Genomic DNA, 13,656 nt, shown 5'->3' with positions numbered 1-13,656 from the left:
GGGGCCCTCACCCGTGCGCTCGGCCGACCCCGCCGGACCGCTCAGCGGTCGCCGTCGGCCACGGCCGCGATGGCGTCGACGACCAGCCGGCGGCCCGCCGCCAGGGTGACCACGGCCGCCGAGCGGGCCGGCGGGTCGGCCGGGAAGAACTCGGCGTAGACCGCGTTGATCGCCGGCAGGTCGGCCGGGTCGGTGTAGAGGAGCGTGGTGCGGGCCACCAGCGCCAGGCCGCTGCCGCCCGCGGTGAGCACCCGCTCCAGGTTGCGCAGCGCCTGGCGGCACTCGGCGTCCACGCCGCCGGCTGGGACGGCGCCGGTGGCGGGGTCGAGGCCGGGCTGGGCGGAGACGAAGAGCAGGCCGCCGACCCGCACGGCGGGGGAGTAGGGGCCGTGCACCGGCAGGTCGGGGCCGCTGACGATCTCGCGGGACATCGTGGTTCACCTCGGGTGCGATCGGGCGGGCAGCAGGGCAGCAGGGCAACAGGGAACTGGAGCAGCCAGCAGTATCCCTCTCGCCGTGCCGCCCTCCCCGCCCGGCCACAGGCGGCCGTTGTGGCGGGCCCCAAGCGGTCGCTGTTTCCCCGTCACCGGCCGGGGCGGCGACGATGGCCGCAGGCACCGACACCGCAGTCCACGAGGGGAACAGCATGTCCGAGACCGGCCCGCGCGACCTCACCGGCAAGGTCGCCCTGGTGGTGGGCGGCAGCCGCAACCAGGGCGCGGCCTGCGCCCGCCGGCTCGCCGAGCGCGGCGCGAGCGTGGTCATCAGCTACGCCAACGACGAGGACGCCGCCGAGCGGACCCGCCGCGAACTGGCCGCCTTCGGCGTGGTGGCCGAGGCGGTCCGCTCCGACGCCGCGGTGTCGGCGGACGTGACGGCGCTCTTCGCCGGCGTGCTGGAGCGGCACGGCCGGCTGGACATCGTGGTCCACACGCCCGGCGCGGTGCTGAAGAAGCCGCTGGCCGAGGTCACCGACGCGGAGTTCGACCGCATGATCGACCTCAACACCCGCAGCGCCTTCCTCACCCTGCGCGCGGCCGCCCGCCACCTGGCCGACCACGGTCGTTACGTGATCCTCTCCACCACGCTGACCTCGGTGATGACGGGCCCCTACGGCCTGTACTCGGGCACGAAGGCCGCGGTCGAGCGGATGGTGCTGGCCGCGGCCAAGGAGCTGGGCGGGCGGGGCATCACGGTGAACGCGGTGGCGCCCGGACCGATCGACGACTCCTTCTACCGGGCGGCGGAGAGCGCCGAGTCCATCGAGGCCGCCACCCACCACAGCCCGCGCGGCCGGCTCGGGCTGCCGCAGGACATCGCCCCGGTGGTCGGCTGGCTGGTCGGCGAGGAGGCCGGCTGGGTCTCGGGGCAGACGGTGCGCGCCAACGGGGCGATGTTCTAGCGCATCCCCAGGCCGCCTCCGGGTCAGGCCGGCTCGCCGCCCGCGGTGGCCGCGGCCGGCGCCGGCTCGGGCTCCGGGTGGACCCGGTGCAGGCCCTTGCGGTCGTAGTAGCGGGTCATGCCGAAGCCGAAGACCAGCGCCGCCACCACACCGACCGCGATCATGAACCAGGCCCGGTAGAGGCCGGACCCCGACTGCGCGTCGAAGTAGAGGATCGCCCGGACGCCGTCGGAGAGTTGGCGCATCGGCTCGAACTCGGACAGGATCCGGTAGAAGGTCGGCAGCGCCTGCAGCGGGATGGTCGCGCCGGAGGAGGGCAGCGCCAGCGCGATGAAGACGAACATGGCGATCAGCTGGCCGATCCCGCCGAAGGCGGCCAGCAGCGCCTGGACGCCGAGCCCGACCGCGGCCGAGGCGCAGACCGAGAAGATCCACAGCAGCGGCAGGTGCGAGGCGTCCATGCCCAGGATCCCCACGCAGGCCAGCATCACCAGACTCGATGTCAGGATCGACAGGGCCACCGACATCACGCAGGTGATCGCCAGGGTCTGGGTGCGACTGATCGGCACGGTGGGCAGCTGGGTGCGCATCGGCCCGAACTCGCTGGCCGCGTAGCCGAGCGAGACGTCCACGCCGTTGCTGATGATGCTGGCGCCCAGGAAGCCCGACAGGACCAGCAGCAGCGTGTAGTAGAAGGCGGTCAGGCCCAGCCCGCTGTGGTTGCCGATCGGGTGCCCCACCGTCACCTGGATCGCGGCCGGGTCGGCGAGCAGGAAGACCTCGGCGTTGTTGGCCGCCGCGCCCTGCTGCGGCAGGCTCGCGGTCAGCGCGGTGCCCAGGTGCAGGGAGGCGCCGTGGGCCGCCTGTTGGGCGATCGAGGTGGCCAGCGAGGAGGCCAGGCTGCCGGCGCCGGGGTTGGTGTAGATGGTGATGGTGGGCCGCACCGCGCCGGGCCGGCTGGTCTCGCCGAGGGCGGCCACCGCGGCGGTGAAGCCGGCCGGCACCTCCAGGGAGGCGTAGAGCTTGCCCGCGGCGAGCTGCTCGGCGGCGCCGGCCTGGTCCAGCTGGCGCCAGGAGACCTGCTGCCCCGGATCGGGCGCGGTCGCGATGCCGGTGGTGATCTGGGCGCCCAGGTTCGTCGGCCGGCCGGCGACCACGGCGCCCTGGTCGGCGTTGACCAGTCCGATCGGCATCCGGTGCAGGTGGCCGCGCGGGTTGAGGATGCCGCCCATGTAGACCAGCGAGAGCAGCAGGGACAGCAGCCCGACCAGGACGGTGGGCACCACCCAGACCCGCGGGTTGCGCAGGACCTGTCGCGCGGTGGCCTGGGTGGGACGCTGGTTGGCGGGCAAGGGCACTCCTGGGCCGGCGGACTGTTGCCGACCGAAATTATCCGTTTGGTGGCTGTTTGCCCCGCTGCCTCGCCCACCGGTGCGTCCACTCGGCCCCCGGCCCTCCGTCCCGCGCTCCCGGCAAACGGATCGCACCCACAGGGATCGCCGCCCGGCGGGCCGCCCCTCCGGCCGCCCGAGCGCTGTTCGAACGCCGGCTGGACGCCCGCTGAGTGCCGCTGGCCTGGCCGGACACCCCGGCCGGCAGCCGTGGTGGGAGCAACTCGTAGGTTCCGCTGCCGTGGTGACTGATCCTCATCTAGCCTGCTCGGGTTCCACCGCTCATCGGCACATGGTGCACATATCGCACGCCGGCAGGTGTCAGGCGATGTTCCGGAAAGGTATGACATGAGGCTGGACAGGCTGAACTCCCGCGCGCACGCAGGATGGCGGGGGCGCGTCGCGCTCGGCGCCTGCCTGGGCGTGCTGCTCGGGTCGACAGCGGGGGCGGGCTCCGCGCTGGCCGCCGCGACGCCGCCCTCGGTGGTGACGGCGACGGTGCCGGTGGGCACCCCGCCGATCGCCCAGGCGGTGGCGCCGGACGGCAGCCGCCTGTACGTGGTGGACTCCGGCGACAACGCGGTGAGCGTCATTGACACCGCGGCGCACACGCTGCTGGCCACCGTGCCGGTCGGCCAGCAGCCGGTGGGCATCGCGCTGACACCGGACGGCGCGCACGCGTACGTGGCCGACCGCGGCGACGGCACGGTCAGCGTGCTGGACCTGGCCACCGACACCGTCTCGGCCACGCTCACCGGATTCGGCGGTCCGCAGGGCGTGGCGGTCACCCCCGACGGCAGCCAGGTGCTGGTGAGCGACAACGAGGCGGGCACCGTCTCGGTGATCGCCACGGCCGGCAACACGGTGACCGCGACCCCCGCGGTGAGCGCCTACCCGGCGGCGCTGGCGATCTCCCGGGACGGCCACTTCGCCTACGTGGTCAGCCCGTTCGGCGGCACGGTCGACGTGCTGGACCGGACTGCCGGCGACAGCCTGGTGGCGAGCGTCCCGGTCGGCGGGCAGCCCTTCGCGCTCGGCCTCGCGCCGGACGGCGCGCACCTGTACGTGGCCAACAGCGCCGACAACACGGTCAGCGTGCTGGCCACCGCGACCCGCACGGTGACCGCCACCGTCGCGGTCGGCGCCTACCCGCTGGGGGTGGGCGTCAGCCCCGACGGCGGCTACGCCTACGTCGCCAACGAGGGGGACGGCACGGTGAGCCTGCTCGCCACGGCCACCGCCACCGTGACCTCCACCCTGCCGGTCGACAGCTCGCTCGTCACGGTCGCCTTCGCCCCCGACGGCCGGCACGCCTACGCGCTGGGCGGGCACCAGGTGAACGTGCTGACCCCGGTGCCCACCGTCACGGTGGTCACCCCGGCCAGCGGCCTGACCACCGGTGGCACCGCGGTCACCGTCACCGGCAACGACCTTTCCGGCGCCACCGCGGTGACCTTCGGCACGGTGGCCGCCACCGGCGTCTCCTGCACCGCGACCAGCTGCACCGCCATCGCCCCCGCGGGCGCGGCGGGCACGGTCGACGTCCGGGTCACCACCGCGGCCGGCACCAGCGCGGTGAGCGCCGCCGACCACTACACCTACCTGCCGCCCACCGCCGACCTGGGCGTCACGCTGACCGCCACCGGCGTCCCGAGCCTGCTGAACGGGCACATCGACTACGTCCTGACGATCACCAACCACGGCCCCCAGCCCGCGACCTCGGCCACCGTCACGGCCACGCTGACCCCCGCGGGCACCGTCACCAGCAGCGACTGCACGGCCGCCCGGGGCAGCGTCAGCTGCACCATCGGCAGCCTGGCGAACGGCGCCTCGGTGACCCGGCACTTCACCGCGCCGGTCGGCCTGCTGGCCACCGGCACCTACAAGGCCACCGTGACGCGCACCGCGAGCGCGCCGACCGACCCGGTGGCCACCGACGACAGCGCCTCGCGCAGCTGCTCGGTCTTCACCTCGCTGAGCATCACCTGCAGTTGACCGCGGCGGCGCGGTAGCGGCCGCGCACGCTGAGGAGGGGTGGGACCAGGCGGTCCCACCCCTCCTGCCGTTCCCGCGTGGTCGCAGGTCAGCCCTCGGCCCCGGCGGCCGCGGCCAGGCCCGGGCCCGGATCGGCCCCGGCAGCCCCGGCCCCGGCCCGGCCCGAGGTGGGGGCCACCGCCGTCAGGTCGCGGTCGCGGGTCTCCCGGGCGCAGGCCACCGCGATCAGCGTCACGACCGAGGCGATCGCCACGTAGAGGGCGATCGGCGTGGCGTGGCCGTAGTCCTTGAGCAGCGCGGTGGCGATCAGCGGCGCGGGCGCGCCGGCCGCCACCGAGGAGAACTGCGCGCCGATCGAGGCGCCCGAGTAGCGCAGCCGGGTGGCGAAGAGCTCCGAGAAGAAGGCGGCCTGCGGGGCGTACATGGCGCTGTGGAAGACCAGGCCGACGGTCACCGCGAGCACCAGCTGCGGGAAGCCGTGGGTGTCCACCAGTCCGAAGAAGACGAACGCCCAGGCGCCCACGCCCGCCGCGCCGACCAGGTAGACCGGCCGGCGGCCGACCCGGTCGGAGAGCGCGCCGAAGAGCGGGATCAGGGTGAACTGGATCGCCGAGCCGATCAGCACCGCGTTGAGCGCGCTCTGCTTGTGGAAGTGGGCGTGCTGGACGGCGTAGACCAGCACAAAGGTGGTCATCACGTAGTACGAGATGTTCTCCGCCATCCGGGCGCCCATGGCGATCAGCACATCGCGCCAGTGGTGGCGCAGCACGCCCACCAGCGGCGTGCGCTCCACCGGCCCGGCGGCCTCGCGGGCCGCGGCGGCGGCCTGCGCCTGTCGGAAGATCGGGGACTCGTCGACCGACAGGCGGATCCACAGCCCGACCATCACCAGCAGTGCGGAGAGCAGGAACGGCACCCGCCACCCCCAGGCGACGAAGTCCGCGTCCGACTGCACCGAGGTCATCAGCGAGAGCACGCCCGCCGCCAGCAGGTTGCCGGCCGGTGCGCCGCCCTGCGGCCAGGAGGCCCAGAAGCCGCGCCGGCGCTGGTCCCCATGCTCGGAGACCAGCAGCACGGCGCCGCCCCACTCGCCGCCCAGCGCGAAGCCCTGCACCAGCCGCAGGGCCGTCAGCAGGACCGGGGCCGCCGCGCCGACCTGGTGGTAGGTCGGTAGGCAGCCGATCAGCGTGGTCGCCCCGCCCATCATCAGCAGGCTGACCACCAGCAGCTTCTTGCGGCCGATCCGGTCGCCGAAGTGACCGAAGACCAGCGCGCCCAGCGGGCGGGCCGCGAAGCCGATCGCGTAGGTGAGGAAGGAGAGCAGGGTGCCGGTGAGCGGGTCCGCGGTCGGGAAGAAGACCTTGCCGAAGACGAGGGCGGCCGCCGTCCCGTAGAGGAAGTAGTCGTACCACTCGATGGTGGTGCCGATCAGGCTGGCGCCGACCACCCGGGCGAGGGCGCCGGGTCTGGCGAGTGGGGGCACGGTGTCGGTGGCGCTGGCCATGGTGACCGTCCTGGTGAGAGAGGGGGGAAGGGGGAACGGGGGGAGGAGTGGAGGGGTGGAGCCGGCGCACCGCGGGGGTCAGTGCGCCGTCCAGCCGCCGTCCAGCACCAGCGAGGTGCCGGTGACGTATCCGGCGGCGGGTGAGCAGAGCCAGAGCGCGGCCTGGGCGACCTCGTCGGGCTCGATCAGCCGCTTGATCGCGGTGCGGTCGAGCATCACCTGCCGGACCACGTCCTCGGGCGGGATGCCGTGGGCCGCGGCCTGGTCGGCGATCTGACGTTCCACCAGTGGGGTGCGCACGTACCCGGGGTTGACGCAGTTGCTGGTGACGCCGTGCGCCGCGCCCTCCAGCGCCACCACCTTGCTCAGCCCCTCCAGGCCGTGCTTGGCGGCGACGTAGGCGACCTTGAACGGGCTGGCCCGCAGGCCGTGGACGGAGGAGATGTTCACCACCCGGCCCCAGCCGCGGTCGTACATGTGCGGCAGCGTGCGCCGCAGGATCCGGAACGGCGCCTCGACCATCACCCGCTGGATCAGCGCGAACCGGTCCGGCGGGAACTCGTGGACGGGGGCGACGTGTTGCAGGCCGGCGTTGTTGACCACGATGTCCGCGTCGGTGGGCAGCGAGTCGACCGCGGCCGGGTCGGACAGGTCCACCACGTGGGCGGTGCCGCCGACCTGGCCTGCGACCTCCTCGGCCTGCTCGCCGGCCAGGTCCACCACGTACACCCGGGCCCCGGCCGCCGCGAAGGCCAGCGCGCAGGCGCGGCCGATCCCGCCGGCCGCTCCGGTGACCAGGGCGGTGCGACCGGTCAGCGGCCGCTCCTGGTCGGGGGTCGGCCGCTGCGCGCTGCCCGGACCGCTGAACGCGCCGGACCACTGGGTGCTCTCCATGGGCCGAAACGGTAGGCAGCCGCACGGGGACGCCCTATGGCGCGCGCAGCCACAGTGACGCGCGCTGCTGTGGGCGCGCGCACCATAGGGCACTCCCGGGGCCGGCCGTTCGCCCGGTGCGCGCCCCTGGCAGGATCTGCGCGTCGGCTGGCGGCCCGGGCACTGGTCGGCGGCCCCGCGGGCCGGGCACGCTTGATCCATGACGACACCCGAGAGCGCCACCGCCGAGATCGTTCCCGACACCAAGGACTGGACCTGGGTGCTGGAGCGGGCCTGTCCCGACTGCGGCTTCGACACGCCGAACGTGCCGCACACCGAGGTGGCCGCGCTGGTGCGCGCCAACGCCGCCTCCTGGGCCGCCCTGCTGGCCGGCGACGAGGACGAGTTGCGCCGCCGGCCCGGCCCCGCGACCTGGTCCCCCCTGGAGTACGCCTGCCACGTGCGCGACGTCTTCCGGATCTTCGAGCAGCGCCTGGAGCTGATGCTGGGCCAGGACGACCCCGGCTTCCCCAACTGGGACCAGGACGCCACCGCGGTCGCCGAGCGCTACGGCGAGCAGGACCCCGCGCAGGTCCGCGCCGACCTGGTCGCGGCCGCCGAACTGCTGGCCGCCGGCTTCGAGCGGGTGACCGGCGAGCAGTGGCAGCGCACCGGCTCGCGCAGCGACGGCGCCCGCTTCACGGTTGCGTCCTTCGCGCGCTACCTGATCCACGACCCGGTGCACCACCTGTACGACGTCACCGCCGTCCCGGCCGGCTGACCCGGCGCGGCCGGCCCGGGCGCCGCGCGGCGGGCCGGTCCCGGCCGGGCGTCGATGTCGACGAAACCGGCCGGTAACGGCGCAATCTTATGTAATGTCACATGGCATGAACCCTCACACTGTCATGTCCAGGACGCGTCAGGTCCTCCTGCCGCTGGCCCTGGCCGCCCTCACCGCCGCCGGGCTCTTCGCCGCGCCGCTGCCCGCCCACGCCGCCGAGAGCGCGGCCGTCACCGCCGGGGCCGGGGAGCCGGCGGGCGGCGGCTGCCTGACGGCCCGTCCGGCCGCGGACGCCGAGGCGGCCCGCCTCGCCGACCCGCGGGCCGGCCGGTTCGTCCAGGAGGGCGGCCTGGGGAGCTTCACCGCGCGCTTCCCGGCCGCCCTGTGCGGCGTGCGGACGCCCGCCGAGGCGGACCGGCTGCTGGACGCCTGGGGCGTGGCGCTCTGGGAGTCGGCGGTCGACCGCGCGCAGGGCCGCCGCCCCCTCGGCACGCTGCCCATCGCCGACGACCGCCCGCTGTACTGGACCCGGCTCACCATGGACGACCAACTGGCGCGCTGGACACCCACGTTCGCGGTGGACGCCGGCGAGCTGCGGAGCCGCTTCGAGGACGCCTCGCGGGGGCTGGCCGACAACGCCTTCAGCGGGACCCGCGGGATCGAGCGGGTCTTCGTCAGCGGCTTCGACCCGTTCGGCCTGGACGGCGACCTGCGCACCGCCAACCCGTCGGGCGCCGTCGCGCTGGCCCTGAACGGGCAGCGGGTGCGGCTGGCCGACGGCCGGCTCGCCGAACTGCGCACGGTGGTCCTGCCGGTGCGCTACGCCGACTTCGACCACGGCATCGTGGAGCGGGCCTTCGGGCCGCGGCTGGCCCCCGGCCCGAAGGCCGCCGACCGGATCACCACCATCAGCCAGGGCTACCCCGGCCTGTTCACCCTGGAGGCGTGGGCCGGCCGGGCGCGCTCGGCGGACCCGTACCCGGACAACGTCGGCGCGCTCTCCGGTGGCACCTACCAGCACCCGGTGGACGCCCCCGGCCTCGCGCCCGGGCCGCAGTTCATCGCCACCACGCTGCCGACCGCCGCGATGACGGCGGCCGTGCAGAGCCCGTACCCGGTGCTGCTCAACACCGAGGTCAGCGAGATCCCGGCCGGCGCCACCGACCCGGTCGACCGCTCGGACGGCCCCACCCCCGGCTCGCGCGCGGTGGAGGGCGGTGGCGGCGGTTACCTCTCGAACGAGGTCGCCTACCGCAGCAACCTGCTGCGCCAGCAGCTCGCCCCGGCGCTGCCCGGTGGCCACCTGCACACCCCCGTGCTCACCGGACTGCCCGCCGATCCGCAGCAGTTGACCGGTCCGGACTTCGAGGCGAACCGCGCGGCCATCACCGCCGAGGTGCGCACCCTGCTCGCGGCCCGCTGACCCGCCGGGAGCCGGGTGCCCGGGAGTGAGCGGGGGCACCCTAGAGGGTCGGCGGGGTCGGGGTGGTCGAGGTGCCCGGGGGAGCGTAGACAATGGCCGCTGCCGTCCGCTGCACTGTCATATGCCAGTACGGCTCGGGGTGGAGCGCATGTCGCGCAGGGGGATCGTCCCCCTACGCTTTGTGGTCATGGACACAACATTCGTGAACATGAAGCGGTTCAGCTTGTCGATCCTGCTGGCCTGCCTGCTGGGCCTGCTCTTCGCCGCGCCGCCGGCGCACGCCGACACGCCGATCCTCGCGGTCTCCTCCGACACGGCGAGCGCGACCCCCGGCTCCTCGGTGACGCTGACGCTGACCTTCACCAACGTGCACGACACCCCGGTGCAGTTCATCTACCAGTCCATCCAGCCGACCTGGACCACCAGCCAGTCGGGCGCCCTCTACTCGTTCACCGCCTGCGGCGCCAGCGCCACCGCCTGCGACACCGGCAGCACGGGCGGCGTGGTCCACCAGACCGCGCCCGTCGCGGTCGGCGCCAGCACCACGGTCACGCTCACCTTCACCGTCGCGGCGAACTCGCCCTGCGGTGAGCGGATCGACTTCTACACCTACCTGTACGACGAGTACCAGGCCGGCGGCGCCAACGAGTCCGGCATCTACGACGTGCCCGGCACCGCGGTCGCCTGCGCCTGACCCGACGCCCCCGCGTCACCGCACCGCCCGTCCCCCGACCACCCACCCACCGCAGGACGGCCCGACCGGGCCGGGGCCACAGCGCCCCGGCCCGGTCGGTTCACTTGGTCAACTCCCGCTCCAGCGGGGTGCGGAAGCGCGGCGTGACGCGGACCTCGCCCAGCCAGGCGGCCAGCCGCCCGGCCTGCGCGGCGATCGCCGCCTCGGCCTCGGCGCGCTGCGCGCCCAGGTCGGCGAGCAGTCGCCAGACCAGCTCGCCGTCCGCCCGCTGGGCCCAGCCGCCGACCACCCGGCCGTTCCACCAGAGCGTGGGCCCCGGGTTGCCGGCCCGGTCGAAGAGCAGGGGCACGTCCTGCGGCCGCAGGTACCAGTCCCGCCCGCGCCAGCCCATCATGGTGGGGTCCAGCGCCGGCAGCAGCGCCGCCCAGGACGCGGGGAGCGCGACCTCGTCCTCGTCGCCGGGCAGCACCAGCGCGCTCGCGCCGCCCGCCTCCCCGCCGTCCGGGCCCGCCAGGCGCACCGGCCGCGCGTCGAGGTCGGCCAGCGCGGTGCGGGTGTCCCCGAGCGTCCAGCCCGTCCACCACTTCACGTCCTCGACGGTGGCCGGCCCGTAGGCGGCCAGGTAGCGCCGTACGAGCTCCGCCTTCGCCTCGCGCACCGGCACCTCGGGCCAGGGATCGACCAGCGCCCACGGGTAGCTGGTGCTCAGCCAGGAGCCGCGCGGGCGGCAGCGCCGCACGTGCCCGTCCGAGGCCAGCAGCCGCAGCAGCCGGCTGCCCACGCTCTGCCGGGCCTCGTACGGCTTGCCCGCCGCCATCAGCATCGTGTCGCGCAACGCCGGGACGAGCTCCGACAGTTCGGCGGTGGTCGCCTCGCCCCGGGCGGCCAGTGCGGCCAGCACCCGCTGCTCGGTCCGGGCCAGCCGCGGCTCGTCCCAGCCCTCGGCGAACTGGCCCAGGTGCTTGACCAGGGCGGCCCGCTCCTTGACCGCGATGGCCCGGGCCGCCCCCGAGCTCACGTACGGCGCCAGCTCCTCGGTGACCGCGAAGAGGGTGCGCCGCATGGAGAGCAGCTTCACCAGCGTGACGTCCTCGTAGAGCGCCCGCTCCACCTCGGCGGCCGAGGGGTCGGTGAGCCGGGCCCCGGCCGAGAGGTAGACGGTGGCCGGGTCGGAGGCGTGCAGCACCACCACGCCGTCCGCCACCTGCTCGACCGTGTCGACCCGGCGGGCGGGGTCCAGCAGGTGCCGCCCGCCGAGCCGGGCCCGGCGCTGCTCGTCACTGATGAAAGGGGGCTGACTGGTCATGGACCGAAGCGTAGGGGTCCAGTAGGTCAGCCGCTGACCTCGTTCCCGGGCGCGTCGTCGGGGGAACCGGCGGTGGCCCTCGCGCCGGCGCCGGCCGGCTCGCCCACCGGGGCGCCGCCCATCATCCCGAGCATCCGCCGGCCCCCGGTGCGCAGGAAGCGGACCAGCAGCACCGCCGCCAGCAGCAGGAAGACGATGTTCAGGACGGTGGTGTAGTTCCAGCTGATCCCCTCGGTGGGGACGGTGGCGTCCGCCTGGTCCGGGATCAGGCCCAGCGCGCCGAAGAGCAGTTCGACCAGGTAGCCGGCCGCCACCATCGCCACGTAGCAGGTGCCGAGCAGCAGCAGGGCCGTGCGGCGGCCGTAGTACTTCCGGTAGATGTTCAGGATCGGCAGGATCAGCAGGTCCGCGAAGATGAACGAGATCACCCCGCCGAAGCTGATGCCGCCCTTCCAGAGCACCACCGCCAGCGGCACGTTGCCGATCGAGCAGACGAACGAGACCACCGCCACCAGCGGTCCCACCAGCGGCCCCCAGAGCTTGCCGGCCAGTGGGTGGCCCTCGAAGAAGAAGGCGCTCCAGAAGCTGTCCGGCACCCAGGCGGCGATCGCCCCGGCGATCAGCAGGCCGGCCGCCAGGTCCCGGATGATCGCGGCCCACTCCATCACGAAGACGTGCGAGGTCGCCGTGAACCCCTGCGGGGAGAGCAGCCGGCGCGCGAAGGACCCCTCGCCGGGCACCGCCATGTCCATCGCGGCGTGCCCCTCCATCGAGCCGGCCAGCCCGCGGTCGGCCTGCGCCCCGGCCTCCCGCAGCAGCCGCCCGCTCATCAGCCGCCGCAGCAGCAGGGCCAGCACCGCGATCATCACCGGCCCGCCGACGAACTCGGCCGCGGTGAACTGCCAGCCCATCAACAGGGCCAGGATCACCCCGAGTTCGACCACCAGGTTGGTCGAGGCGATCTGGAAGGCCATCGCGGCGGTGAAGTCCGCCCCGCGCCGGAAGAGCGAGCGGGCCAGCGCCACCGCCGCGTACGAGCAGGACGAGGAGGCGATGCCCAGCAGCGAGGCGACCGCGAGCGTGCGCGGACGGTGGTCGCCGAGCAGCCGGGCCACGGTGGACGTGCGGACCACCGCCTGCACGACGGCCGACAGGGCGAAGCCCAGGATGAGCGCCCAGGTGATCTCCCAGGTCATCGAGGCGGTGATGGACAGGGCGTGCCGGATCGGTTCCATGGCGCGGGTGTCGGCCTTTCGGTCGGGGGTCGGAGGAACCGGTTCACCGCGGGGCGACCTCCAGGAAGCCCTGGCCGGGGACCGGACGGCAGGACAGCTCCCCGCCGAACAGCTGCCGCAGGAAGAGCGGGGTGCGGTGGTAGCAGAAGACCGACTCCGCGGTGCCCACGATGCCGGGCGTGTCCAGGAAGAGCGGCAGTTCGCCCAGCAGGTAGCGCACGGCGGTGGCCCGCTGGGCGGCGGTCGGCGCCGCGCCGGGGGGCAGCCGGCGCTCCAGGACCCAGTGCGCGCCCTCCAGGCAGGCGGCCCGGAACGCGCGGTCCGCCCGGTAGCGCGCCCGCACCTCCTGGTGCAGCGCGCGGTAGCGGTCGTTGGCGTCCAGCGTGGCGCCGGCCAGGATCCGGGCCTGCGCGGCCTGCGCGGACAGGCCGAGGGCGGTGAGCGCGGTGGTCACCTTGTTGCGCACGTGCTGGCCCTGCCGGCGGGCCTTCCAGGCGGCGCGTTCGGGCGGGTAGCCGACGGCCTCCAGGGTGTGCGCGGCGAGCGTGTCCGGGACGAAGAAGTGCACGTCGTCGAAGCCCTCCAGCGCCCAGCGGGCCAGCTCGGCGATCCGCTGGGCGTGGAAGTAGCCGTTGAACGGGCTGATCCCGACGCAGGCGTGCAGCCGGCGGCGGGCCAGGCCCTCGCACCGGGCGGTCAGGGGGGTGGTGGGGGGGGGGGGGGGGGCGGGGGGGGGGGGGGGGGGGGGGGACATGGCGGGGGTCCGGAGCGGGGGGAGGGGGGGGCGGGGGCGGTGCCAGCCCCTCGCACCGGGCGGTCAGCGCGGTGGTGCGCGGGGCGGCGGGAGCGGGGGTGGGGACGAGGTCGGTGGACATGGCGGTGCTCCGGAGCGGCGGGAGGGGAGGCCGCGGGCGGGCGTGCGGCGTTGGGGCGCGGCCGCGGGTGCGGGCGCACCGGCCGGGTACGCGGGCGGGCGGCGGGGGCGGGGGTCCGGCGATGGCGGTGGAGCGCCGCCAGGTCAGGTCCGGCTCACGCCGAGATCGGCGAGCCGG

At 74.8% G+C, this 13,656-nt stretch carries 12 protein-coding genes; 5 read left to right on the top strand and 7 right to left on the bottom strand.

The features are described from left to right. Window positions 1-41 precede the first annotated feature (41 nt). A complete protein-coding gene (locus tag ABD323_RS19590; protein ID WP_344443017.1) occupies window positions 42-431 on the bottom strand; it encodes a RidA family protein in 390 nt (129 codons plus the stop codon). Between the two features lie 215 nt (window positions 432-646). On the opposite strand from ABD323_RS19590, the gene ABD323_RS19585 reads away from it, so the two are divergent. Continuing rightward, window positions 647-1,402 (top strand): SDR family oxidoreductase, encoded by a 756-nt coding sequence (locus ABD323_RS19585; RefSeq protein WP_344443016.1) that lies wholly within the window; start codon window positions 647-649, stop codon window positions 1,400-1,402. A gap of 23 nt (window positions 1,403-1,425) precedes the next feature. Here the strand turns inward: ABD323_RS19585 and ABD323_RS19580 are convergent, their stop codons facing one another. Next, window positions 1,426-2,754, bottom strand: coding sequence for a YhgE/Pip domain-containing protein (locus ABD323_RS19580; protein ID WP_344443014.1), 1,329 nt, complete (start codon window positions 2,752-2,754; stop codon window positions 1,426-1,428). 387 nt (window positions 2,755-3,141) lie between these two features. Here ABD323_RS19580 and ABD323_RS19575 point away from each other — a divergent pair, with 387 nt between their 5' ends. Further along, window positions 3,142-4,788, top strand: coding sequence for a beta-propeller fold lactonase family protein (locus ABD323_RS19575; RefSeq protein WP_344443013.1), 1,647 nt, complete (start codon window positions 3,142-3,144; stop codon window positions 4,786-4,788). Window positions 4,789-4,876: 88 nt separating this feature from the next. Here ABD323_RS19575 and ABD323_RS19570 read toward each other — a convergent pair whose 3' ends face one another. Both ABD323_RS19570 and ABD323_RS19565 read right to left on the bottom strand, forming a co-directional pair. Beyond that, complete coding sequence (locus ABD323_RS19570) at window positions 4,877-6,292, bottom strand: MFS transporter (protein ID WP_344443011.1); 1,416 nt, start codon at window positions 6,290-6,292, stop codon at window positions 4,877-4,879. 78 nt (window positions 6,293-6,370) lie between these two features. Further along, window positions 6,371-7,186 carry a 3-hydroxybutyrate dehydrogenase gene (locus ABD323_RS19565; RefSeq protein ID WP_344443010.1) on the bottom strand — a complete coding sequence of 272 codons (816 nt, stop codon included), beginning with the start codon at window positions 7,184-7,186 and terminating at the stop codon, window positions 6,371-6,373. A gap of 199 nt (window positions 7,187-7,385) precedes the next feature. On the opposite strand from ABD323_RS19565, the gene ABD323_RS19560 reads away from it, so the two are divergent. The 3 genes from ABD323_RS19560 to ABD323_RS19550 all read left to right on the top strand — a co-directional run bounded on the left by ABD323_RS19560 (window position 7,386) and on the right by ABD323_RS19550 (window position 10,063). Continuing rightward, window positions 7,386-7,946, top strand: a complete 561-nt coding sequence (locus ABD323_RS19560) for a DinB family protein (RefSeq protein WP_344443009.1) — start codon at window positions 7,386-7,388, stop codon at window positions 7,944-7,946. 124 nt (window positions 7,947-8,070) lie between these two features. After that, a complete protein-coding gene (locus tag ABD323_RS19555) occupies window positions 8,071-9,369 on the top strand; it encodes a pyroglutamyl-peptidase I (protein WP_344443008.1) in 1,299 nt (432 codons plus the stop codon). 187 nt (window positions 9,370-9,556) lie between these two features. Next, on the top strand, window positions 9,557-10,063 hold the full coding sequence (locus ABD323_RS19550) for a hypothetical protein (protein ID WP_344443006.1): 507 nt from the start codon (window positions 9,557-9,559) through the stop codon (window positions 10,061-10,063). A gap of 100 nt (window positions 10,064-10,163) precedes the next feature. Here ABD323_RS19550 and ABD323_RS19545 read toward each other — a convergent pair whose 3' ends face one another. Genes ABD323_RS19545 through ABD323_RS19535 form a run of 3 tightly spaced genes read right to left on the bottom strand, consistent with a single transcriptional unit; the run spans window position 10,164 to window position 13,358 of the window. Next, a complete protein-coding gene (locus tag ABD323_RS19545) occupies window positions 10,164-11,369 on the bottom strand; it encodes a winged helix DNA-binding domain-containing protein (RefSeq protein ID WP_344443005.1) in 1,206 nt (401 codons plus the stop codon). Window positions 11,370-11,395: 26 nt separating this feature from the next. Continuing rightward, window positions 11,396-12,604 carry a permease gene (locus ABD323_RS19540; protein ID WP_344443004.1) on the bottom strand — a complete coding sequence of 403 codons (1,209 nt, stop codon included), beginning with the start codon at window positions 12,602-12,604 and terminating at the stop codon, window positions 11,396-11,398. Between the two features lie 43 nt (window positions 12,605-12,647). Continuing rightward, on the bottom strand, window positions 12,648-13,358 hold the full coding sequence (locus ABD323_RS19535) for a tRNA-dependent cyclodipeptide synthase (RefSeq protein WP_344443003.1): 711 nt from the start codon (window positions 13,356-13,358) through the stop codon (window positions 12,648-12,650). Between the last annotated feature and the right edge of the window lie 298 nt (window positions 13,359-13,656).

The organism is Kitasatospora nipponensis, from assembly GCF_039528135.1.
In the GTDB taxonomy this organism is placed as follows: domain Bacteria; phylum Actinomycetota; class Actinomycetes; order Streptomycetales; family Streptomycetaceae; genus Kitasatospora; species Kitasatospora nipponensis.
Note: the sequence above shows the minus strand (reverse complement) of the source record. Positions and strands in the feature narration are given on the sequence as shown.